Annotated in this window: 19 protein-coding genes and 1 pseudogene; 10 read left to right on the top strand and 10 right to left on the bottom strand. The window is 52.3% G+C overall.

The genetic code is table 11. From position 1 onward, the window contains the following. The 3 genes from ACNYC6_RS05325 to ACNYC6_RS05315 all read left to right on the top strand — a co-directional run bounded on the left by ACNYC6_RS05325 (position 1) and on the right by ACNYC6_RS05315 (position 3,255). The gene (locus tag ACNYC6_RS05325; protein WP_419711403.1) at positions 1 to 1,173 is read left to right on the top strand and encodes a hypothetical protein; all 1,173 of its coding nucleotides are present in this window, start codon (positions 1 to 3) and stop codon (positions 1,171 to 1,173) included. After that, entirely contained in the window at positions 1,163 to 2,098 is a 936-nt protein-coding gene (locus tag ACNYC6_RS05320; RefSeq protein ID WP_419712913.1) for a glycosyltransferase family 2 protein, read from the top strand. The genes ACNYC6_RS05325 and ACNYC6_RS05320 overlap by 11 nt, the downstream gene beginning before the upstream one ends. Before the next feature lie 86 nt (positions 2,099 to 2,184). Next, complete coding sequence (locus ACNYC6_RS05315; RefSeq protein WP_419711402.1) at positions 2,185 to 3,255, top strand: glycosyltransferase family 4 protein; 1,071 nt, start codon at positions 2,185 to 2,187, stop codon at positions 3,253 to 3,255. 165 nt (positions 3,256 to 3,420) lie between these two features. On the opposite strand, the pseudogene ACNYC6_RS05310 reads toward ACNYC6_RS05315, so the two are convergent. The 4 genes and pseudogenes from ACNYC6_RS05310 to tnpB (ACNYC6_RS05295) form a co-directional block, all read right to left on the bottom strand. Further along, positions 3,421 to 3,837 (bottom strand): annotated as a pseudogene (locus ACNYC6_RS05310) (integrase core domain-containing protein); the annotation flags it as partial. Positions 3,838 to 3,974: 137 nt separating this feature from the next. Continuing rightward, on the bottom strand, positions 3,975 to 5,519 hold the full coding sequence (tnpC, locus tag ACNYC6_RS05305) for an IS66 family transposase (protein ID WP_419711401.1): 1,545 nt from the start codon (positions 5,517 to 5,519) through the stop codon (positions 3,975 to 3,977). 18 nt (positions 5,520 to 5,537) lie between these two features. After that, positions 5,538 to 5,978, bottom strand: a complete 441-nt coding sequence (gene tnpB / locus ACNYC6_RS05300; RefSeq protein WP_419711400.1) for an IS66 family insertion sequence element accessory protein TnpB — start codon at positions 5,976 to 5,978, stop codon at positions 5,538 to 5,540. Beyond that, a complete protein-coding gene (gene tnpB, locus ACNYC6_RS05295; RefSeq protein ID WP_419711399.1) occupies positions 5,968 to 6,171 on the bottom strand; it encodes an IS66 family insertion sequence element accessory protein TnpB in 204 nt (67 codons plus the stop codon). The genes tnpB (ACNYC6_RS05300) and tnpB (ACNYC6_RS05295) overlap by 11 nt, the downstream gene beginning before the upstream one ends. A gap of 388 nt (positions 6,172 to 6,559) precedes the next feature. On the opposite strand from tnpB (ACNYC6_RS05295), the gene ACNYC6_RS05290 reads away from it, so the two are divergent. Beyond that, on the top strand, positions 6,560 to 7,753 hold the full coding sequence (locus tag ACNYC6_RS05290; protein WP_419711398.1) for an acyltransferase family protein: 1,194 nt from the start codon (positions 6,560 to 6,562) through the stop codon (positions 7,751 to 7,753). A gap of 831 nt (positions 7,754 to 8,584) precedes the next feature. Here ACNYC6_RS05290 and ACNYC6_RS05285 read toward each other — a convergent pair. The 6 genes from ACNYC6_RS05285 to ACNYC6_RS05260 all read right to left on the bottom strand — a co-directional run bounded on the left by ACNYC6_RS05285 (position 8,585) and on the right by ACNYC6_RS05260 (position 16,819). Continuing rightward, entirely contained in the window at positions 8,585 to 9,703 is a 1,119-nt protein-coding gene (locus tag ACNYC6_RS05285) for a glycosyltransferase family 4 protein (RefSeq protein WP_419711397.1), read from the bottom strand. Further along, positions 9,696 to 10,736 carry an NAD-dependent epimerase/dehydratase family protein gene (locus tag ACNYC6_RS05280; protein ID WP_419711396.1) on the bottom strand — a complete coding sequence of 347 codons (1,041 nt, stop codon included), beginning with the start codon at positions 10,734 to 10,736 and terminating at the stop codon, positions 9,696 to 9,698. The genes ACNYC6_RS05285 and ACNYC6_RS05280 overlap by 8 nt, the downstream gene beginning before the upstream one ends. Before the next feature lie 11 nt (positions 10,737 to 10,747). After that, positions 10,748 to 12,031: a nucleotide sugar dehydrogenase gene (locus ACNYC6_RS05275; RefSeq protein WP_419711395.1), complete on the bottom strand. Its 1,284-nt coding sequence runs from the start codon at positions 12,029 to 12,031 to the stop codon at positions 10,748 to 10,750. Between the two features lie 31 nt (positions 12,032 to 12,062). Then, a complete protein-coding gene (asnB, locus tag ACNYC6_RS05270) occupies positions 12,063 to 14,009 on the bottom strand; it encodes an asparagine synthase (glutamine-hydrolyzing) (RefSeq protein ID WP_419711394.1) in 1,947 nt (648 codons plus the stop codon). After that, positions 13,978 to 15,009, bottom strand: a complete 1,032-nt coding sequence (locus ACNYC6_RS05265) for a hypothetical protein (protein WP_419711393.1) — start codon at positions 15,007 to 15,009, stop codon at positions 13,978 to 13,980. The genes asnB and ACNYC6_RS05265 overlap by 32 nt, the downstream gene beginning before the upstream one ends. Positions 15,010 to 15,280: 271 nt before the next feature. Continuing rightward, positions 15,281 to 16,819, bottom strand: coding sequence for an IS3 family transposase (locus tag ACNYC6_RS05260; RefSeq protein ID WP_419712912.1), 1,539 nt, complete (start codon positions 16,817 to 16,819; stop codon positions 15,281 to 15,283). A gap of 545 nt (positions 16,820 to 17,364) precedes the next feature. On the opposite strand from ACNYC6_RS05260, the gene ACNYC6_RS05255 reads away from it, so the two are divergent. The 6 genes from ACNYC6_RS05255 to ACNYC6_RS05230 all read left to right on the top strand — a co-directional run bounded on the left by ACNYC6_RS05255 (position 17,365) and on the right by ACNYC6_RS05230 (position 23,512). Then, entirely contained in the window at positions 17,365 to 17,961 is a 597-nt protein-coding gene (locus tag ACNYC6_RS05255) for a sugar transferase (RefSeq protein WP_419711392.1), read from the top strand. Then, a complete protein-coding gene (locus tag ACNYC6_RS05250; RefSeq protein WP_419711391.1) occupies positions 17,958 to 18,575 on the top strand; it encodes an acetyltransferase in 618 nt (205 codons plus the stop codon). Before ACNYC6_RS05255 ends, ACNYC6_RS05250 begins: the two co-directional genes overlap by 4 nt. Positions 18,576 to 18,675: 100 nt before the next feature. Continuing rightward, complete coding sequence (locus ACNYC6_RS05245; protein ID WP_419711390.1) at positions 18,676 to 19,854, top strand: DegT/DnrJ/EryC1/StrS family aminotransferase; 1,179 nt, start codon at positions 18,676 to 18,678, stop codon at positions 19,852 to 19,854. A 211-nt stretch (positions 19,855 to 20,065) separates the two neighbouring features. Next, positions 20,066 to 22,060 (top strand): polysaccharide biosynthesis protein, encoded by a 1,995-nt coding sequence (locus ACNYC6_RS05240; RefSeq protein ID WP_419711389.1) that lies wholly within the window; start codon positions 20,066 to 20,068, stop codon positions 22,058 to 22,060. 112 nt (positions 22,061 to 22,172) lie between these two features. Then, positions 22,173 to 22,508, top strand: coding sequence for a ComEA family DNA-binding protein (locus ACNYC6_RS05235; RefSeq protein WP_419711388.1), 336 nt, complete (start codon positions 22,173 to 22,175; stop codon positions 22,506 to 22,508). Positions 22,509 to 22,717: 209 nt separating this feature from the next. Further along, positions 22,718 to 23,512: an SDR family NAD(P)-dependent oxidoreductase gene (locus ACNYC6_RS05230; protein WP_419711387.1), complete on the top strand. Its 795-nt coding sequence runs from the start codon at positions 22,718 to 22,720 to the stop codon at positions 23,510 to 23,512. Positions 23,513 to 23,545: the final 33 nt, after the last annotated feature.

Below are 23,545 nucleotides of genomic sequence, written 5' to 3'. Positions count from 1 at the left end.
GTGTTGAAGATCAGGCTTCCAAAATACCTCGTGTGTTTCGTCTTTGGTATGATTTTGTTGGGATTTAGCACATCCCCTGAGGATGGGGGGGTGCTGAGTTTCGGAACACCTTTTTTTATCGCTTCAATACTTGCCTTCATATCGGTTATTTCTCGTTATTGGGTTGATATGGATTGGAGATTTTTTCTTTTTCCATTCCTCCATATTTTATTGATTATTGTCATGACAGTTTTGTCATTCAATCAGTTTCAGTCGTCGGTAAGGGCTGTCTTTAACTTGATTGGCTTTGTCATTTATTTAGGGTTGATTTGCAGTGTGCTAAGCCAGCGATTGTCGGTCCAGACGCTTGCTAGGGTTTTAATATGTTCCGGCGCGGTTTTGGCAGCGTATTTTATTGTCAACTTCTTCTTGAACTCTTTGGTAGTTGGTATTCAACAGGTCGTGCTGGAGCGGTATGTTGGGGGGGCTATGTCTCTTCCTTGGGGGGCAAGTAATACAATTGCACAGGTTTTGCTTCTATCGGCTGTGTCTTATACGATATTGGAAGAACGAACGAAGTTTGATTTTCTGATGTTCTGTCTTGTTTCAGCGGGTATATGTCTTACATTTTCTCGATCAAATATATTGTTGTTGTTTTTGTTGTTGTTTGTCGTTTTTAGGCTGCGCCAGCTAGTTGTGGTTGGTGCTATTTTAGGTGTTGTGCTTGGTGTTTTTTTCGCCTACATGGTCATATTTGTTGGCTGGGATTTATCCGGATTTGACACATTTTTGTCGTCTAGAACGGATGTTGAACTGTTGGCGACCGGAAATGGACGATTGCAAACACTGGTAGAGAAAATTGATTATCTGACGAGTCACCCTTTTGAGCCAATTGGCTATTATTCATCACTATTTTACTTCGAACTCTCTGCCCATAACTTTTGGATGACCTCATTGATCGAACAGTCTTATGCCGCGGTTTTGGTTTCGTTGTGCTTCTTTTTTTTCGTAGGGCGTACGGTATTTCGTCGTGACCGAAATGTGTTCTTTGGATTCTTGATAATTATGATGGCGTTGATGGTTGAGGATCCGCACTTTACTCAGCAGTATATTACTGGTTTCTGGGTGTTTTTAGCCCTGCTGGTTGGTTTTGGCTGCACTAGAAAGGACATGGGTGTTGAAAGTGAGTCATAAAATTGATGTGGTTATTGTGAATTGGAACTCTGGCGACCAAGTTTTGCAGTGCGTGACTTCAATAGTCCAGGATGATAACAACGATCTAGCGAAAATCGTAGTCGTAGATAATGGTTCAACCGATGGTTCGGAAAAACTATTGCTACCTCTGACGGAAGTTGAGTTGATTAAAGCTGGTCGAAATCTTGGGTTTGGAAAGGCTTGCAACTTGGGTGCAAAGCACGGAAGTGCCGAGTATGTTCTTTTTCTGAACCCGGACGCGGCTGTCTTTCCAGCATCGCTACAATCAGTACTCGACTATATGGAGCACCCAGACAACCGGGATGTTGGTGTCTGCGGGGTACAGCTGAAAGATGAACTCGGTGAAATTTCACGTAGCTGCACCAGGTTTCCAACCGTGGCAGGTTTTCTTGCGCACACCGTTGGTCTCGATCAATTTTTTCCCAAGCTTGGTCATTTTATGAGGGAGTGGGATCATGCAAGTGATCGCTCTGTTGACCATGTGATAGGGGCTTTCTATCTTATTCGACGTGAGATTTTCGACCAGTTGCAGGGATTTGATGAAAGGTTCTTCGTGTATTTGGAGGACCTTGATCTATCGCGAAGAGTTAAAGCTAAGGGTTGGAGAATAGAGTTCCTTAGTTATATTCAAGCATTCCATAAAGGTGGAGGGACTTCTGATCAAATTAAGGCACGACGACTATTTTACTCACAGCGTAGCAAGATTATTTATTCGTATAAATATTTTGGGTTTTTGGGGGCGACATCGGTCCTTTTAAGCACGTTGTTACTCGAGCCACTGTCTCGTACTGCGATTTCAATCTTGCGAGGTTCATTATCGTCTGTCAGGGAAACCTGGGTCGCCTATGGATTGCTGATTAGTTGGCTACCTGGATGGATTTTTAAGGGGCGGAAAGAGAACTGACTCTGAATTGTTACAGTAAGTACCTCGACGGGGCGGGGCATGATACAGTTTGGACTTTGGTTTTTTTAGGTGAGATGCAGTTAACTATGAAAATTTTATTATTGTCAAAGTATTCTCGGCTTGGGGCAAGTAGCCGTCTTCGCTGTCTTCAATATATACCTGCTCTTGAAAAGGGTGGAGTAGAGGTTGTAGTTCAGTGCTTGTTTGATGACGCCTATCTTAAGTTTTTATACAGCTCAGGCAAGCGTTCTGCTTTTCGTACTGCGTACTGCTATTTGCTGCGTTTTTTTACACTTTTTACTGTTCGGAAATACGATATTATTTGGATAGAAAAAGAAGTGTTTCCTTATTTCCCAGCGACAGTAGAGAGGCTTCTGAGGGTTTTTGCTTTTCCCTATGTTGTGGATTATGATGATGCAATATTTCACAATTATGATCTTTCCTCTAGTTTGCTGATTCGCAAAATATTGGGCAGAAAAATCGATGTCGTAATGCGCAACGCTCGATGCGTGATTGCGGGAAACAATTATCTTGCCAATCGTGCAATCGCGGCGGGAGCCAAAGATGTTGTTGTGGTTCCCACCGTCGTCGACAAGAACCGGTATTTGGCCAAGCGGGACGCTAGTGGTCAATCGCTCGTTATTGGTTGGATAGGTTCACCTTCGACACAAAAGTATGTAATCGGAATCCGACAGGCACTTCTCAAGGCCTGCGATGAATTTGGCGCTCGCGTTATGCTGATCGGTGCAACCCCCGAGATTGTTGATGAGCTATCTGGCATACCCGTAGAGGTTCAACCTTGGTCAGAGGATAGTGAGGTCGACTTCATAAGGCAAATGGATATAGGCATCATGCCGTTGGTTGATGGCCCTTGGGAGAAGGGCAAGTGTGGCTATAAACTGATTCAATACATGGCTTCCGGTGTTCCCGTAGTGGCTTCTCCGGTGGGTGTGAATATTGAGATTGTCGATGGAAGTCAATGTGGGCTGCTAGCCGATAGCTCATCACAATGGGAGTCGTCTTTGCGGGAGCTATTAGGCAATGCTGATCAGCGATTGCACTATGGTCGGGCGGGACGGGTGGCTGTGGAAAATAGATACGCTCTTAACGTTCAGGTATTGGCTCTGAATAAAATATTTACCGACACAGTCGGATAAAATAGCTGTAATATAAACCTATATATAGGTTTATATTTGGTCTCTCAAGGCTAAGTAACAAGGTTTTTGGTGTGATCGGATTTCAGGTGGGCGAGCCGAGCTTCATTCATTTGAAGTAGGTAGGTGCCGGCGTTTTTCAAGGTAGTTGTCGCGTCAACCGTCTAACTATGCCGCTCTTTTCTCGACCTGCTGTTCCCGATCCGGGTTCAGCAGCACCGTGCCGATCGGCTCCCAGTTTCGTGTCTGTCCAGACCAGCGCTCCGGGCATTTCTCCCGGGCTTGCTCATACAGCTCATGACGCCGAGCCAGGATTTGATGATCCTGGCCACGGTGCCGTTCGGCCGGTGTCACGAAGCGGATTCGGCTGTGCCGGTGCTCGTGGTTATACCAGCACATAAAATCCCTTACCCAGGCTCGGGCGGCGTCCAGGCTGGCAAAACCATCTGCCGGCCATTGCGGGCAGTACTTCAACGTCCGGAACAGTGATTCCGAGTACGGGTTGTCATTGCTCACTCGCGGTCGGCCACGGGACGGCGTGATGCCCAGATCATGCATTTTGCTCAACAGCGTCAGCGATTTCATCGTAAGCGCTCCATGAAGCCCACATTCAAAGCACTTAGCTGATCCCCGATGCTGTGCTCCCGATTTCTTTCTGGAGCCAGGCCGCCATGATGGTAGGCGATCCATAAAACCCACCTGCCCAACAGTGGGTTAACGGTTTACCGTGGCATCTCTGGCGAGCAGTTCCACGGCAGCAGAGCTTCGTAGTCTGCTACTGACGAGGCATGCGGCAGCCGCTCAAGTACGTGGCGCAGCCACGTATAAGGCTCCTGGCCGTTGACCTTGGCGGTCTCGACTAGGCTATAGATCTTCGCGCTGGCACTGGCGCCGTTGACGGTGTCGCTGAACAGCCAGGCCTTGCGCCCTATGACAAACGGCTTGATCGCTCTTTCGGCCGCATTGTTGTCGATGGGCAAGTAACCCGCTTCGACATAGCGCTCCAGCCTGCTCCAGTTATTTGCCAGATAATGCACAGCCTTGCCCAACGCACTTTGTGCCGTCACCTGCGACTGGGTTTTATCCAGCCAGCTTTTCAATTGCGCCAGGATCGGCAGGCTTTTCTCCTGTCGACCGGTAAACCGCTGTTCATCGCTGACATCCTTGAGCTCGCGCTCGATGCCATACAGCTTGTTGATCATCGCCAGCGCGATATCAGCCCGCCCGGTTTTACCCTTGGGCTGCACTTTTTGCGCGTCCACGAACTTGCGTCGTGCATGAGCCATGCACGCCAGGCGTTCCACTCCTGGCTGCAACGCCAACGCGTTATAGCCGGCGTAATCGTCCGTCATGACATAGCCACGGTAACTTTCCAGCAAGCGCAACGGTACGTCCTGCGCACGGCTGGACGTGTAATCAAACAGCACAACTTTTCGATGCGGTGGACCACTGGCTTGCACCCACATCCATGATTGACTGGTCGGGTCTCGATCCGGTTCTTTCAACACCTGGACACGGGTTTCATCGCAGTGGATGACCGGACTTTCCAGCAACCGGTCACGCATCAGGTTCAGCATTGGCTGGAAATGCTCGCTGCACTGGATCACCCAGCGAGCCAGCGTTTGCCGAGGGATATCGATACCGTGGCGGCTGAGTACCGTCTCAAACCGATGCAGCGGTAAACCGTCGACATACTTGGTGGTCAGCAGCATGGCCAGCACGCTTGGGCTGGCCATGCTTTTCTCGATCAGTTGCGCGGGCTTGTCAGCCGTGACCGGGGCAGCTTCGCAGCCCCGGCAACCGTAGACCTTGCGGACATGTTTGATGACGCGGATCTGCATCGGCACGATGTCCAGTTGCTCGCTGGTCTCTTCGCCGATGGCATGTTTACGGCAACCGCAGGCACAGGTCAGCTCGTGCTCGGGCAGTTCGTGGATGACTTCGATACGTGGCAGGTCAGCCGACAACGGCTTGCGTTTGCCACGCCGCGCTGTCGGTGCAACGACTTCCTCATCAACGTCATCGACTGAAGGCATCGGCTCGCTTTCAGGTTCGTTGAACAAGGCCAGTTGCGGCGTATTGGGCTCTGCGGTTTGCTCGGACTTGCGCCCAAACAGACGGTCACGTAACAGCTTGATCTGTTCTTTAAGGTCGACGATGTGAGTCTGATAAGCCTGGGTTGTTTGTTCCTGACGATTGAGTGCCTCAAGCAGCAATTGCTTGAGTAAAACAGGATCGTCAGGAAGGTCATCGGGCAGAGAAATCATGGCCCGGATTATACCGGGTCACGCCACATAGCGCGGCGTCAAAACCTGATGAGGACGGTTGCGCCATAGGTCAAAACCGTCGAGCAGCCAGTTAAGTTCCTGGACGCTGAGGACAATCGCCTCTTCCGTAGCATCGGGCGATGTTTTGAAACGCTCGGATTCCAGGCGCTTGAGCCAAAGACAGAAGCCGTTGCGCTCCCAATACAAGATCTTCACTCGATTGCGGGACTTGTTGAGAAAGACGAAAAGCACCGGATCGAATACCGCCACTTTTATGTCCAGTTCTACCAACGCGGCGAGGCCGTCGATGGATTTTCGGAAGTCGACAGGTTTGGGGTAGAGATAGACTTTTCGACTTTGGCGTCGGGTCGCATCATGGCCGGGCTGGCTCCAGAAAGAGATCGGGAGCACAGCATTGGGGATCAGCTTAGCGCTTTGAATGTGGTGTTCATGGAGCACTTACGTTGCGTTCCCAGTACAAGATCTTCACGCGGTTGCGTGGCTTGTTGAGGAAAACAAAAAGCACTGGGTCAAAGACCGCGACCTTGATATCAAACTCGACCAACGCCGCCAGGCCGTCAATGGATTTTCGGAAGTCGACGGGTTTGGGGTAGAGATAGACTTTTTCGACTTTGGCATCGGGTCGCATCATGGCGAACGGGCTCCTGAGAGAATCGGGAGCACAGCATCGAGCATCAGATAAGCGCTTGGAATGTGGGGTTCATGGAGCGCTTACGAAGTTTTTCCGTTCGATGACGTTTCGTGACGTTGGGATCTTGGATTTCTTTGAGTCGGGCGGCATTGGCCTGTTCTTCCCCATACTGCTGGCCTTTAAAAGTAGGAGGGCAGCCCTAGTGCTCCAAGTCGACACACTGCCATCTGTGATACAAAGGCCAGGCTGATGTGCTTAGCACACTCACCTCTCCGACCAAGAGGACTGAGCTGTGAATGGTATATGAGATAGGAGTAGGCCTTGGCAGCAATAGCACTATATTATGTCGCGATACGAAGTGGCTTGGGCTTTGGGAGTCGAGAATTAAGTGGATATAATAAGTATTAGCGCTGCTGTCATTTCTCTCTGTGTCGCATTATTGTCAACACGATTTATATCAAATAGTTTGGTCGTGCCTTCTACTCATGGACGCTTTTTGACGATAGACGGATTGCGCGGGTACCTTGCTTTTTTCGTTTTCTTACATCATTCGTGTATCTGGTACTACTATCTGCAGACTGGAGTTTGGGCTGTTCCCCCCTCACAGTTGTTTGTCCACTTTGGGCAGGATGGCGTTGCGCTATTTTTCATGATCACCGGATTCCTGTTTTTTTCAAAATTATTAGATAGTCGAGATAGCGGTCTTGACTGGTTGCGTCTCTATGTATCCCGATTTCTAAGGTTAACACCGCTTTATTTTTTCTCAATGATTTTGCTTTTTTCGATAGTTTTTATAATGACAAAGGATGGCCCAGCAGAGCCGATATCGAAAATATTTATAGGCATTATTAAATGGCTGAGCTTTACGATTTTTGGAGGCCCAGAGCTTAATGGTTTGCAAGTGAGCAATCTGATAAATGCGGGCGTTACATGGTCATTGCCGTATGAATGGTTTTTCTATATCGCACTGCCTCTTATTGCTTTGGTGGTAGGGTTACGACCTCCGCTTCCCTATTTGATAGTCAGCGCGCTGCTAATTGCGGCTATTTTTATTTATTTCTCAGGTAGTAATTATTACTGGCTGTTTGGGGGCGGTATGGTGGCTGCTGTTATTGTGCGATTTCAGCGCTTCAGAAATTTTGCGATATCCAGGTGGGCAACCGCGTTGGTAGTGGTGTTAGTTTCCTACACTGTTATTCATTATCCATCTCTGTACGGCAGCACAACGGCCAAGGTCCTTCTGACAATAGCCTTTTGTCTCGTCGCAGGTGGTAATAGTGTTTTTGGTGCGCTTAAAAATAGAATCTCCCGCGCATTGGGAGAAATGGCATACAGCATTTACCTTCTACACGGCATTCTTCTGTTTGTAACCTTTCAGTTTGTGATTGGACTTCCCACTACTAAAGGGCTTACTCCTCTTCAATACTGGGCCGTGATCATAATGCTTGCGCCTGTTTTGATCTTGATCTGTGGTGCAACTTTCAGGTTTTTGGAAAAGCCTGCGATGAAAAAGGTAAGACCATTAACTGAGTGGCTCAGAGCCAAAAATTCTACTCCACTTGCCGGTGAGAAAACTGAATAAATTAGCACGAGGCACGAAGTGTTGTAATTAGCTGGCTGCAGAGGTGTCTACGTGCATGAGGTATATGGAGTCTAATAGAGACACCATTGTGGTTGGGCGTGTAACCATTGGTAAGCGCATGAGGGCAACGCTCAAAGAGATACGAGCGCAACTTCACAAGCGCAGGCACGAGCCAGTCCCAGTGAATGGTCAGTGGTTGAGTCGATTGTTTAGGGGGGGATTGCAATTATTACCATGTCCCCGGTAATACGCGGCGACTGGATGCCTTTCGCCGTGAAACTCTCGGGGCATGGAGACATGCTCTAAAACGACGAAGTCAGCGTCACCGGTTGAATTGGGAGCGCATGATTTCGCTGGCCCGTTTTTTCATACCCTATCCACGAGAGACACCAATGCATCCGTATCCCATAACCCGCCTCGGCGTCAAAACCCAAGGCAGGAGCCGTATGCGGTAATTCTGCATGTACGGATCTGTGCGGGGGGGGGGGGGGCAGGCGACTGCCATTCCTACCGCGACCCTTAAATTTAAGTGCGCACCATGTCCTCGCCTTGTGAGGCTGGGTAGATGACTTGGCCGGATGCATACTACGAAACGCACGACCGACCCGGTACGTTTGCAACGCAAAAGGCGAGGAGATTTTGAGCAAGATCCGGCGAGCATGCCAGGCGATGGAAGCACAGGTGATCGGGTAAATTATTTCGAAAACAGCACGCTAGGCGGGTCAGTTTCAGCAGCGAGGGACTCAATGTCGATGGGATTGGACGAAATTCGAACTATCGAGGCCCGGCGTTGAATGCTGGCATCGTGCCGGACCAGGCTAGTTATAAGTTCTACAACCCCATTGCTTCGATCATGGCTGCGTTTACCCGATGTACATCATACTTTTGCTCCGCAAGTTCGCGACTCATTCGGCCCATCTGCTCGCGCAACTCGCTTGCGTCTGCCAGGCGTGCCATCGCTTTCGCCAGGTCGGTCGAATCGCCGGGCCTCACAAGTATGCCATTGACCCCGTCTTGTACCGTTTCACGACATCCTGGAGCATCGGTAGTGACGATTCCCCGCCCGCTGGACATTGCTTCGAGCACTGAGCGTGGTGTGCCCTCACGGTATGAAGGCAGCACAAATACATTGCAGGCGGCGAGGTAAGGCTTCACGTCGCTGACTGCACCGTGATACTGGACAATCCCTTCCTTTTCCCAGCCTGCAACAACATCTGCATTAATGCCCGACGGGTTTGAGTCCAGCGGACCGACTAAATGGAAAGCCGCTTGCGGGTGAGTCGATTTCAGTGTGCGAGCGGCCTCCACATACTCAATTACTCCTTTATCGCGTAACAGTCTGCCCACAAACAAAAAACTCGGTTGGGCTGGCAGGGGGGCTACCGGGAAGCGATCAGTGTCGACTCCGGAGCCATTGACGATCCAGGCCGGAATAGCTGACTTGTAAAGTCCCTGCTCCTTGAAGAGGTGTCGGTCATCCGGGTTCTGGAAAAACAGGCCATTGGCAAAGTACAGGCCGAACCGGTACAAACCTGATGCGACGCGATTCAAGAGGCGCCGGCTGAAGCTTGCTTCGACTTCGGTAAATGCATAACCAAGTCCGGTAATGAGCGCGTAGCGACGCTTGACACCCGCCAGACGCGCCGCGGGCAAGCCGTAGACCACCGGCTTGATTGTATACGCGAGCGTCACATCGGGCTTTATCTCGCGTAAACACTGATTGAGCCGAAGCAGGTAGCGGAAGTCGGCAAATGGATTCATCCCGGCACGTGCCATCGGCACAACATGGTATGCAATCCCTTTTTCGGCGAGTCGCTTTCGCACTGAATCATCATCTTCGGGTGCTATGGCGGCGACTTCGTGGCCATTAGCCCGCATTGCATCCAGAAGTTCCCCGCGAAACCGAATCAGCGATTCGGCGAGCCCGGCAATGACGACAATCTTAGACATGCTTGCCTACGTGGGTTGTGTAATAGGTGGCAGAGTCCTGCAGTCCGGCTGCGATACGATGTGTTGGAGCGTAACCGAGCAACGATTGCACTTTACTGATATCCGCCTGGGAATGACGCACATCGGCAGCTCTGAAATCACGGTACACAGGGCTCACATCCTTGAGCTCAGGCTTGGTGGAACTGGCAAGTTCGCGGATATGGGCATACAGGTCGTTCAGTGTGGTGCGGTCGCCTACCGCCACGTTGAACACTTGGTTCACGGCTTCGGTTTCATTTGTCGTAGCCGCCAGGATATTGGCTTGCACGGCATTGGCCACGTAACAAAAGTCACGACTGGTTTCACCGTCTCCGTTGATATAAATGGGCTCGTCGCGGAGCAGGGCGCCAAACCATTTTGGAATAACGGCAGCATACGCACCATCCGGGTCCTGTCTTGGGCCGAATACGTTGAAGTAACGCAACCCGATTGTCCCCAGTCCATAGCAGCGCGCAAAAACGTCTGCGTACAACTCATTTACATATTTGGTGACCGCATAAGGTGAGAGTGGCCGACCAATCCGATCCTCGACCTTAGGCAGTCCGGGATGATCGCCATACGTGGAGCTTGATGCGGCATAGACGAAGCGCTTGACGCCGGCATCCCGGCTGGCGACGAGCATGTTCAGGAAGCCGTCGATGTTCGTGTTGTTGGTGAGGATCGGGTTTTCCAGCGAGCGGGGCACGCTACCCAGTGCTGCCTGGTGAAGAACGTAGTCAACGCCTCCGGCCAGAGCGCTTTGGCAGTCTTCCAGTTTGCGGATGTCACCTTGCACAAACTTGAATTGTTCCCAGGCAGTATCGGAAACGGCCTGTTGCACAAGGTCAAGATTGCGTTGGTGGCCGGTCTCGAAGTTGTCCAGACCAATCACGCGCTGATTGAGCTGAAGGAGCGTTTCAAGCAAATTCGAACCGATGAAACCGGCCACGCCGGTAACGAGCCAGGTACGCGGCGAAGCCATCAGCTCTTGACGCAAAGTTTCGTAAGTATTCATGCAACTCTCCTTTAAAGGCGCCAGAAGCGCGCTCCAGCACTTTGCAGCGCGGGACCGTCGCAAATACCTTTGACATCAATGACAACAGGGGCGGCGTGCATCAGCTTCAGGTATTCATCGTTTGTCCAGCGCGCATAAGCATCGTGCGCAACGGCAACCACGACCGCAGCGGCGGGCTGGAGTTCGTCGAGCTTGAGTAACGAGACACCATATTCGTGCAAGGCTTCTGCTGGCTCGGCTTCTGGGTCGAAGACTTGTACCTTGATGCCGAAGTCCTCGAGCTCGCGAATGATGTCGATAACGCGAGAGTTGCGCAGATCAGGACAGTTCTCTTTGAAGGTCAATCCAAGCACCGTGACTACGGCGCCAGCAATCGCATGACCGGCATGGATCATCTGCTTGATCGTCTGCTGGGCAATAAAGGCTCCCATGCTGTCATTGATGCGACGGCCAGCCAGAATTACCTGGGGGATGTAGCCAAGCTTCTCCGCCTTGTGGGTTAGATAGTAAGGGTCCACGCCAATGCAATGCCCGCCTACCAGTCCTGGTTTGAATTTCAGGAAATTCCACTTGGTGCCTGCCGCTTCCAGGACGTCGAGTGTGTCGATGTCCATGCGGTCGAAGATCAATGCCAGTTCATTCATCAGGGCGATGTTCAGATCGCGCTGCGTGTTTTCGATCACTTTGGCTGCTTCGGCTACTTTGATGGAAGCTGCTTTGTAAACGCCGGCCGTGACCACAGAGCTGTATACGTCGGCCACAATTTCAAGTGTGGCGGCGTCTTGTCCGGATACCACCTTTTTGATCTTGGTGAACGTGTGCTCTTTGTCACCCGGGTTAATGCGTTCCGGGCTGTAACCAACAGTGAAGTCGATGCCGCATTTCAATCCCGACACGCGCTCGAGAATTGGAACGCAGATATCCTCTGTCACGCCAGGGTAAACAGTCGATTCATACACGACAATATCGCCCTGTTTGAGCGCTTTACCAACTGTTTCGGAAGCCTTGAGCACTGGGGTCAGGTCCGGTTGGTGGGCGTCGTCAATCGGTGTGGGCACGGCTATGATATGGAAGTCCGCCTGAGCAAGAACTTCGGTCTTGCTGGTGAATTCAATCTGCGTCTGCCCCAGCTCTTCACGGGTGATTTCGTTTGTGCGGTCTTGTCCCGCACGTAGTTCTTGCAGGCGGCTTTCGTTAATGTCGAATCCGATGACAGGCCCGTGTTTGCCAAATGCTACAGCCACGGGCAGGCCTACATAGCCCAGCCCGACCACTGATATCTTTCTGAGATACATGGATTTTCCTCTAATAAATGAAATCTTTTATTCAGATGGCTCGTTTTCGATCGAGCCATGCCTGGAACATCAGCACAGGCCAAAGCTGATGCTGGTAGTTACCCTGCCCTCGGAGATGTCTTTCCCAGGCGGCCCGGATTGGGCCTGGTGCGAAATAACCTTCGCTTGCCAATCGTTGTGGGTCCAACAAGGACTCAGCCCAGTCACGCAATGGGCCGCGGAGCCATTCGTGTAACGGGATACCGAACCCCATTTTAGGGCGTTCGATAAGCTCTCGTGGAACGTAACGATCGAGTAGTTGGCGCAGAATCCACTTGGTGCTGCCGTTACGTATTTTGAACGACATCGGCAATGCTGACGCGAATTCGACGATCCGATGGTCGAGGAACGGCACACGGGTTTCCAGACTGACTGCCATTGCTGCACGATCCACTTTGGCCAGTATGTCGTCAGGTAGGTAGGTCAGCGTGTCCTGGTGCATCATCCAAGAGGCGAAATCACTGTCCCCAACGGACGTCGGGCAGGGCATGCGGTATGCGCCAATGACCACGTCACTCGCATTTTGCCACTGTGAAACCACGCGATCATACATTAAGCCAGGAGTGTCGTGCCGCATGACGGTGGCGAGTTTGTGGAGCTTGTCTCCAGGTAGCCTGACGCGAAGACTTGTCGGGGTAATCGGCGTTAATCCGCTAGCGATGGAGTCCCAGCGACTTGGGGATGCAGACTCAATCATCCGCGCAGCCAGCCGGCGGGCAGGTACGGGCACACGACTGAGTTTGCGCCAGACATTGGGCAGGAATTGATAGCGATTGTATCCGCCGAATAATTCATCGCCTGCATCGCCAGACAGACTCACAGTAACCTGGCTGCGCGCCAATTGAGAAACGAGATAAGTCGGGATCTGCGATGAGTCGGCGAAGGGTTCGCCATAGATGTCAGGTAATTTAGGTACCACGTTCAGCGCGTCGGTGCCTGAAACGTAAAGCTCGGTGTGGTCGGTGCCGAGGTGACGAGCCACGGCTTTTGCATGCTCAGCCTCGTTGTAACCAGGATTGTCGAAGCCGATGGTATAGGTCTTGACCTGCTGGGAGGATAGCGATTGCATCAAGCTGACAATCAGGCTTGAGTCGATTCCGCCAGACAGAAACGCACCGAGGGGCACGTCGGCCATCATTTGCTCGCTGATGGTTGTGCGCATCAACGCGTCAAGTTGGTCGATCGCCTCAGAGTCGGAAAGCGCCGGGCGACTCCCGTGTTTTACGATAGGCAGCTCCCAATAGGCCTGTGGCGCTCCAACGTTGCCACTCTCCAGTGCTGCACGATCGAGTTCGATCCATGTGCCGGGCGGCAATTTGTGAATGCCTTCATAAATGGAGTGTGGCGAAGGCACATACGCATATTTCAGGAGCAGCGCGAGGCTGTCGCGCGAAACTTCTGCATCAAAGCTTGGGTGCGCATCGAGCGCCTGCAGCTCCGAGGCGAAGAGCAGCGTGCCTTTCTTCAGGCCGTAATAGAGTGGTTTTTCACCAATCCGGTCACGCGCCAGTGTCAGGGTTTCGCGAGTGCGGTCCCATACCGCCAGCGCGAACATACCTACCAGCCTGCTCAATGTTTCTTTGATGCCCCAATATTCGAATGCTGCCAGCATCACCTCGGTGTCCGAGTGGCCGCGCCATGACAATGGGCTCTGGTGCGCTGCATCGAGCGACTTGCGCAGTGCCTGGAAATTGTAAATCTCACCATTGAAGACAATGACATAGCGCCCGGTTGGAGATGCCATTGGCTGGTGCCCGGCCGAAGTCAGGTCGACAATGGCCAGTCGACGGTGGCCAAGGAACAAGCCGGCGCCATTGTCCCAGGTGCCAGAGTCATCGGGGCCACGATGAAGTATGGCGTTAGTCATGCGGGTGAGAGCAGTTCGCCCATCGTACCTGCCTTGGCTATTAGGGTGCCAGAACCCAGCAATACCGCACATGGAGCAATCTCGTAATTAATTTAGTTGGGTTGAGGCTTTTCTCACATTCTTGATCGCTAGCGCGCGAATGATCATGTACAGACTGAATACGGGCTGGCGGAGGATGGAGTGCGCTTCGGAGAAAATTATCAGAACGATCAGCATTGCCGGCGAATAAGTGGCTCTGGCTCGATGCATTGAGACCAGAAGCCACAAATACAGGGCGCCAATCAACGACACTGGCCTGGGTCAGCATGTCGAAGCCAGCGCTGGGAAATTTCTGTTTGTTTTCCGAATCCTCAAAATAGGAAAACGCGCCTGGACCATGTTCGATAATCGGCGATTTCTGCCAAGGTTCTGTTGCGTGAATCCGCAGAGTATTACGCATGCCGCCCTTGTTCTCGTCGGCGCCAAAACTGGTTAAGAAATCCGATTTGCCAAGGGTAGGTGCTCTTGGGGCTATTGTTGGGGCCACGCTTTCGCTAATCATCGAGGAAGCAGCTTCGATAAGCGCGACTTCAGTCTTAATCTGCTTTTCACGGCCTGGCTCATCGATCATGTACCTGAATGAGCCAAATGCTAAGACGGGCGTCACCTGCATCGTTGCGAATAGCTTCCAGTTGATTCGTTTCAGGCAGTGAGACGCCACGACCGTCAAGAGCGGCAAACTTACGCACCAGACGAGCAGCAGCGCATCGCCGCGAACGCATATTCCGAGGAGAAAAAGCGCCCAAAAAAACAGGAGTTTGCGTAGCCAGCATGTGTCTCGGCAGTTCGAGTGACTGTTTACCGCCATAATCCAGATAGGGGTCGGCAACAGGAACAGTGCGAATTGATCAAGATTCGTAGGCCATTCGCAAAGGCGTGGAAAGTCTGTATTGATCGCCAGCAATTGAGAACGCTCGTAAAAGTCTGTCAGGAAGCAGGCAAGTAACAGGATCACGGCCAAGGCCCTGATGAAGTTATTGAATTCAATTTTTAAGTCTTTTCGATGCAAACCTGCGCCTTGAGCGAAAAACACGCTGTGTACAAATAGGCTGCAGTGGTGTGGGCTAAGCCGGCGCCTTTGATCGTGCTGAGCAATTTCGCTAATCCTGAAGCTGCAATGAAAGCTGTCCAGAATAACACGATGCTGTGTTTCAGGTAGATTAGCGCGTGCCGGTAACTCAAAGTCCAAGGAAGTAGCAGAATTCCCGCCAACTCAACGAAAACCACTGAAGGTTTTTCGAAATGCAACGCTGTAGTCATGGATGCAGAGCTGATCAGGGGGGGCGGACAAAAACTTGGACGGGTTATGCCGCGAAGCCCAGGCTTTCACGATACTCAATGGGACTGAGCGCGCCGAGGGAAATCTTTATACGTTTTTCGTTGTACCAATGAATGTATGAATCCAAGGCCTGAATGAACTGCTCGATGCTCGTTGACTGCCAGTTGCGAGGATAGAACAGCTCCGTTTTCAGTCGGCCGAAGAAACCTTCACAAGCCGCGTTGTCAGGTGAGCAGCCTTTGCGCGACATCGAACGAATCAGCTTCGCATCAGCGATGCGCGATAACCAGCCGGGCCAGCGGTAGTGCGCGCCACGATCGGAGTGAACCACAGGCCGTTTATCGTTGCCGGCCACCGTTTCGACGGCGGCATCCAGCATCGTGTTCACAAGCTCGGCGTCGGGACGCGTGCCGATCGACCAACTGATGACCTTCCCATCGAAGCAGTCGATGACGGGAGACAGGTACACCTTGCCGGCCGGGATCTGGAACTCCGAGATGTCAGTCAGCCATTTCTCATTCGGAGCAACAGCTGTGAAGTCCCGGTTGACGAGATTTTCCGGCGCGGGACTGATCTCCCCGAGGTAGGAACCGTATCGACGCCGTTTGGGCTTGGCGACGACCAGGCACTCCTGCTTCATCAAGCGCTGCACCACCTTCTCTGAAAGGCGCACACGCTGCCTGCTCAACGAAGCTCGCATCCGACGGTAGCCATAGCAACGATGATTGCGCTCGAAGATGTCCGCCATGGCACGACGCACTTCGGTGTACTTTTCCGCGACCTGCATTCGGGCTCGATGATAGAAATAGGAGCTTCGGGCCAAGCCCAACGCGTCAAGCAGCTCTAGCAAGGAGTACCTCTGCCTTAGGGCATCAGCCAGCAATGTCTTCTCCCGATTGGTCAGGACTTGCCGGTTGATGCCCGTCTCTTTTTTTATGAGTTCATTCGCCCTCATCAACAGGTCATGTTCAAGCTGCAAACGGCGAACATCGAGCCGAAGAGATTCGAGTTGCCGCTGCAACTCCTCTCGTTCCGGTGACGATGAGGGTTCAAGCCGACACTTCATGGATGGGGATACCTCTGGGCCGAGTAGCTGGTTTTTCCAGTTGTACAAGGTCGGCCTGTACACGCCTAGTTTTTCAGCCAGGGCTTTCGCACTTTCTTTTCGCGTGCACAGCGCGATGACCGCTGCCTGCTTCACCGCTGGCGGCCGGGCCAACCCGTCTGATCGACCGACAATACGCGTATGCAACTCGGGGTGCATTTCGTAAATCCAGGCACGCAACGAATCCCGCGCGGGGTAGCCCAACGCCTTGATGGGAGCGGCGATGTTGCGACCGTATTCGAGATAGTGCCCGACAGCCTTTTCCCTTTGGGCCAGTGAGTACTTCGACTTCGAGTTCTCGTAGCCACGCGGCAGGTCGAGGCATCGCTCATACTCTGCGTGCCAGCTCTTCAAAGAGTTCTTCGTCGGGTAGCCCAACTGACGAATAGTTGCTCCGGTTCGCTTGCCCAGTTTGATGTAGAGCTTGACCGCTCGGATACGATCTTCGTATGAATATATGAACTACCTCCAGATAGTCCAAGATTTCCGCCGCATCCCCTCAGGGGGGTCAAGAAAGTTGGAGGCAGAGCCGGGTCAGCTTGCTCAGTTCCGGGTAGCGCGAGAAGGGCGTTTTTCCGGGGGAATATGAATTACGGCTGGTGCGATTCATTGTTTGATGTGCGAAATGATGGTCGTCAATTTTTTCGCTCTTTGGCTGTCTATATTTTTGATCGTCCGAGCGGGCTATGGTGCTGGAAATGGTACAATCACGTCGGCAATTGTTCAGGTGTCCGAAGCTGAATGTAATCAGGTGAATTTTGTTTCTTTCGTTACAGGTGCGAGCAGAATCCAGTTTCGATTACTGCGATTGCCTTGAGGATTATGATGCATTTGGTCACTTAATTTGCCAATGCCAATGCCAATGCCAGTGGCTGTAAATGGTGATTGGGCATGCTTTGTGCCAGAAGCGACGTGGTGTTGTTCTATGGGAAGATGCCTCGTTGCAGGCACATGCAGCATTGGTTACACGTGTTCATCCAGTCGACGTTCGGGTCAATAAATAAATGTACAAGCGGTTCTTCGATTTCAGCGCTTCACTGTGTGCTCTCATACTTCTCGCTCCGGTGATGGCTATCGTTGCTTGGAGCATTCGCAAAAAGCTCGGCTCTCCGGTTCTATTCAGGCAGGTTCGCCCTGGGCGCAGTGGCAAACCTTTTGAGATGGTGAAATTTCGAACAATGCGCGATGCGGTGGATGCGTACGGGAATCCGCTGGCCGATTCGGAGCGAATGACCCCGTTCGGAACCTTTATCCGTGCCAGCAGTTTGGATGAGCTGCCAGAGCTATGGAATGTCCTTAAAGGAGACATGAGTCTGGTGGGGCCTCGGCCCTTGCTGATGGAGTATCTGCCTCTATATAGCCCGGAGCAGAATCGTCGTCATGAAGTTCGTCCAGGTGTGACCGGATGGGCCCAGGTCAATGGTCGCAACGCTTTGAGTTGGGATGAAAAGTTCAAGCTGGATGTCTGGTATGTCGACAACCAATCCTTATGTCTTGACCTCAAGGTCATTTTCATGACGGTGAAAAAGGTAGTTGTCAAAGAGGGCATCAGTGCAGACGGTGAAGTCACCATGTCCAAATTTACCGGTAACAAACAATGAAAAAACTGGCAGTTCTCGGGGCAAGCGGGCACGGGAAAGTCGTGGCTGATACAGCGCAATGCTGCGGTTGGGACCAGGTCGATTTTTATGATGATGCATGGCCAAACTGCGAACGCAATGGTAGCTGGCTCGTGGTGGGGGACTCTGCTGCCATGTGCACTCGATTGCAGGATTACCAAGGTGTTGTGGTAGCCATTGGAAATAATGCTGTTCGTCATATGAAACTTACCGCTCTGATCGACGCATCTGCTCCGGTTGTGACGTTGATTCATCCAATGTCAGTGGTTAGCCAATACGCCAGCATTGGTCCCGGCTCTGTAGTTTTTGCTGGGGTGGTGGTCAATGCAGACGCTAAAGTTGGACTTGGAGCAATCCTTAATACTGGCTGCAGTGTTGACCATGACTGCGTTTTGGGGGCGGCTGTACATGTCAGTCCGGGCGCTAGGTTGGCCGGTGCTGTTAGCGTAGGTGAGCGGAGCTGGGTCGGAATAGGTGCCAGTGTCAAGCAATTGGTCAGAATCGGTAGTGACGTCGTAGTCGGGGCTGGCGCTTCGGTGGTAGGCAATGTCTCTGATGGCGCAGCAGTTGTTGGTGTGCCTGCCAAGGCCATGTAAAAGCTCAAGCAGATGCCGAGCTAGCTGAAAACCATGGTCGACCTGAATGTAAACGCGCTATTTTTCTGAATTTTCATCTTGAAATAAGTGGGTATGGGCTGTGCTGAATTCTCCGTTTTCTCCTTGGCCTTCTTTTTCCGAAGAAGAAGCCAACGCCGTACGTGACGTCATTCTTTCCAACAAAGTCAATTACTGGACCGGGCAGGAGTGCCGTGAGTTCGAGAAAGAGTTCGCCGCATGGAGCGGAACCTCCCATGCCATCGCTCTCGCCAACGGCACCGTTGCCCTGGATCTCGCTTTTCAGGCGCTGGGCATCGGGATTGGTGACGAGGTCATCGTAACCTCCCGGACTTTCCTTGCGTCGGTGTCCAGCATCGTTAACGCGGGTGCGGTACCTGTTTTTGCAGATGTGGATCACGACTCGCAGAACATAACTGCACAGACCATCGCTGCTGTACTGACACCGCGTACTCGGGCAATTGTCTGTGTTCATCTCGCGGGCTGGCCATGTGATATGGACTCGATCATGGACCTCGCCGGGAAGCATGATCTCAAGGTGATCGAAGATTGTGCCCAAGCCCATGGCGCGAAGTACAAAGGGCGCCCGGTTGGCTCGATTGGTCATGTCGGTGCATGGTCGTTCTGTCAGGACAAGATTATGACCACGGGTGGCGAAGGCGGTATGGTCACGACCAATAATCGCGAGTTATGGTCGAAAATGTGGTCCTACAAAGATCATGGCAAGAGCTGGGAGGCCGTATATGAACGAGAGCACGCGCCCGGTTTTCGGTGGTTGCACGAAAGTTTTGGTACCAACTGGCGAATGCTGGAAGTACAAGGTGTATTGGGACGTATTCAACTGAAATATATGGAACAATGGCAGGAAGTGCGATTGGCGAATGCCCGTAGAATCTGGGATACCGCAGATCAATTGATCGGTTTGCGAGTGCCGGCCATTCCTGCGGATTGCTTGCATGCGGCTTACAAATGCTACGTTTTCGTCGAGCCCATGGCATTGAAAGCGAATTGGACCCGAGACCGCATTCTCAATGAGATTGCTGCGCGTGGAGTTCCCTGTTTTTCAGGTTCATGCTCTGAGGTCTATCTGGAGAAAGCATTCGACAACACGCCATGGCGTCCGGCGGAGCGCCTGCCGCTTGCCAGGGAGTTGGGTGAAACGAGTTTGATGTTCATGGTGCATCCGACACTGAAATTCTCGGAAATTGACAGGACGTGTCAGGTGTTGCGTGACGTTATGCAGGAAGCGGTCGCCGGTTGAGCGTTGACCCACGCTTTTCATTATACGGAGTTTGTCTGGAATCGTGCGTCTTGTTTAAAGCGCAAGCGTGTCAAGAGCAGAGCCGTTCAGGATGCATCTGCGGCAGACATAATTTGAATAGAGACCGAACCGCAATAGCGTGTCTTTCTAGGCGTTGGTGGTCTTCCGGGCGCTATGCGGTTCATGAACGGTCCAGGTTTACGAGGGAGTTATGGAAAAAGCACGAGCATTCTTGCTGGGGCTATCACGCAGAAAAAAACGGCTGATTCAGGTCGCTTGCGACGTGCTGCTGGTCTGGCTTGCACTATGGATGGCATTTGTCGTGCGCCTTGGCATCGATGATCTGATCAATCCGTTGGAAGGTCATCGTTGGCTTTTTATCAGTGCTCCGATCGTCGCAATTCCTTTGTTTGTTCGTTTCGGGATGTATCGCGCGGTCATGCGTTATTTCGGTAACGATGCGCTGATTGCCATCATCAAGGCCGTCAGTTTGTCGTCACTGTTACTCGCAGTCGTGGTTTATTGGTATAGCAATCACGAAACGGTGGTCCCTCGTTCGATCATTTTCAACTATTGGTGGCTGAGCCTGGTGTTGATCGGCGGGCTGCGACTGGCAATGCGCCAATACTTCCTGGGTGACTGGTTTTCAGCGGCTCAACATGTACCTTTCACGAATCGGGACGACGGTTTGCCCAAAGTGGCCATTTACGGGGCCGGGGCTGCTGGCAATCAGTTAGCGGTAGCTTTGCGGATGGGCCGCGTAATGCGTCCGGTCGCATTCATCGATGATGATCGCAGTATCGCCCACCGGGTTATTTCCGGGCTGCAGGTGTACACCCCGAAACACATACAACAGATGATTGACGAAACAGGTGCGCAGGAAATCCTGTTGGCAGTGCCTTCTGCAACTCGGGGTCGGCGTCGAGAAATACTCAATTTCCTTGAGGCTTTTCCGCTACATGTGCGCAGCGTTCCCGGTTTCATGGATTTGGCCAGTGGACGGGTAAAGGTCGACGATATTCAGGAAGTGGACATTGCCGATTTGCTAGGCCGCGATGCAGTGCCAGCGCAAGGCGATTTGCTCGAACATTGCATCAAAAACCAATCCGTTCTGGTCACTGGTGCGGGTGGATCCATTGGTTCGGAACTTTGTCGCCAGATCCTGTCACTGCATCCGACAACCCTTATTTTGTTCGAGCACAGCGAGTTCAATCTCTACAGCATTCTGTCGGAGCTGGAACAACGAATCGCTCAAGAGTCGTTATCAGTACGCTTGTTGCCTATTTTGGGTTCCGTGCGCAATCAGGACAAACTTCTAGATGTGATGAAAACCTGGCATGTGGATACGGTGTATCACGCAGCAGCGTACAAGCACGTGCCGATGGTCGAACACAATATCGCTGAAGGTGTGCTGAACAATGTGATTGGCACGCTAAATACTGCGCAAGCCGCCCTTCAGACCGGTGTGTCGAATTTTGTGCTGATCTCCACCGACAAGGCTGTTCGTCCTACCAATGTAATGGGTAGTACCAAGCGCTTGGCCGAACTGACATTGCAGGCATTGAGCCAGGAAGTGGCACCGGTGATGTTTGGTGATAAAACCAACGTGTCCCGAGTCAATAAAACCCGGTTTACCATGGTGCGATTTGGCAACGTGCTCGGGTCTTCCGGTTCGGTCATTCCCTTGTTTCACAAGCAGATCAAGTCGGGTGGGCCATTGACAGTCACTCACCCGAAAATCACCCGTTATTTCATGACCATTCCAGAAGCAGCGCAGTTGGTGATCCAGGCCGGATCAATGGGGCAGGGCGGCGACGTGTTTGTGCTGGATATGGGGGAACCGGTCAAAATCGTCGAACTCGCAGAGAAAATGATTCATCTATCCGGGTTGAGCGTTCGATCGGAAAAGAACCAGCATGGCGATATTTCCATCCAGTTCACAGGGCTGCGTCCAGGCGAAAAGCTTTACGAAGAGCTGTTGATCGGCGACAACGTGGCGACAACACAACACCCGATGATCATGACCGCCAATGAAGATTATCTGAGTTGGGACGTGCTGAAAGTAAGATTGTCCGAGTTGTTGTTGGCTGTAGAGCACGATGATTATTCGCAGGTGCGCCAGCTTTTGCGCGAAACCGTGAGCGGCTACACCCCCGACGGTGACATTGTCGACTGGATCTACCAACAACGCCGCCTCGAACCCTGATTGTTTCACATCCGGTAACGGACACATTTTTGACAGGCTCCAGCCATCGCCTAAGTTTGGGAGGCAGCTTCGGAAAAGCTGCTTCCTCAATCGATGTCATGGAGCTTCATTTATGCGTACTGGCTATTTCTATTCCCTGGTTTTTGCCCTGCTCACCAGCGGCTCTATCGCGGCTGTTGCGGCGCCGGCTGTGAAGTCGGAAGTCAGCGGTTCTCCAATGGTGATGGAAGTTTCTCCCCAATCACAATCCGGCAAAATCAATCTCAATGCGGCCGATGCGTCGACATTGCAGCGTGAGTTGGCCGGTATCGGTGCGGCCAAAGCCAATGCAATTGTTGCGTATCGTGAAACTAATGGGCCGTTCGCATCGGTGGACGAATTGCTGGAAGTGAAGGGCATCGGCAAGGCAATTCTGGATCGCAATCGCGAGAAGCTGGAAGTGAACTAAGCTCAATATTCAACGCCAAGGGGCCGGTCATTGACCGGCCTTTTTGCATTCCGGCGAGCGCAAAGAGTCATCGCCTTCTGTCGGCATCGTGAAAATTATGGCTATCATATGCAGGTTAGATTATGTCTATAATAAAAGCGTTTTCCGTCAGGACGCCTTGAGAACGAGGTGCTTGGCGTTCACTTCAAGCATCTCTCAGGAGCACAGTCATGAATTCTGTCCAGTCCCAAGGTACGGCCCTCGTCACCGGTGCCTCTTCCGGTATCGGGGCGATTTACGCGCAGCGGCTGGCCAAGCGTGGTTTTGATCTGTTGTTGGTCGCTCGCGATCAGCAACGTCTGGACGAGGCGGCGAGCAAGTTGCGCGTCGAGTACGGCGTTCAGGTCGAAGTGCTCAAGGCAGACCTGACGCAAAAGGATGATGTGCTGAAACTTGAGCAGCGGTTGCGTAGCGATTCGAGTATCAGCTTGCTGCTGAACAACGCCGGCGTGGCGGCGGACGGCTTGTTGGCCAATGCCGACACCGATCAACTGGAGCGAATGATCCAGCTCAACGTTACGGCGGTGACTCGCTTGGCCTCGGCGGCAGCAGCCAGTTTTGCCAAGGCGGGCCGCGGCACGATCATTAACACTGCCTCCGTGGTGGCCCTGTTTCCCGAGCGCTTCAACGCCACCTACAGTGCCAGCAAGGCCTATGTGTTGAGCCTGACTCAGTCGATGAGCGCCGAGCTTGATGGCACCGGGGTCAAGGTCCAGGCTGTGTTGCCAGGCGTTACACGCACCGAGATCTGGGAGCGTTCCGGTATCGACGCGAGTCAAATTCCAGCAGACATGGTGATGGAGGCAGGGGAGATGGTCGACGCTGCGCTGTCGGGTCTGGACCAGGGCGAGTTGGTTACCATCCCATCGCTGCCCGATGCCGCCGACTGGAACGCCTTTGTTGCAGCGCGCCATGTACTGGCGCCAAACCTTTCCAAAAGCAAAGCCGCGTCGCGCTACAAATGAAACGCGAACAAAACCGGCCAGAGGTGTTGCGGT

This window comes from Pseudomonas sp. NFX224 (assembly GCF_048565165.1).
Classification (GTDB): domain Bacteria; phylum Pseudomonadota; class Gammaproteobacteria; order Pseudomonadales; family Pseudomonadaceae; genus Aquipseudomonas.
Note: the sequence above shows the minus strand (reverse complement) of the source record. Positions and strands in the feature narration are given on the sequence as shown.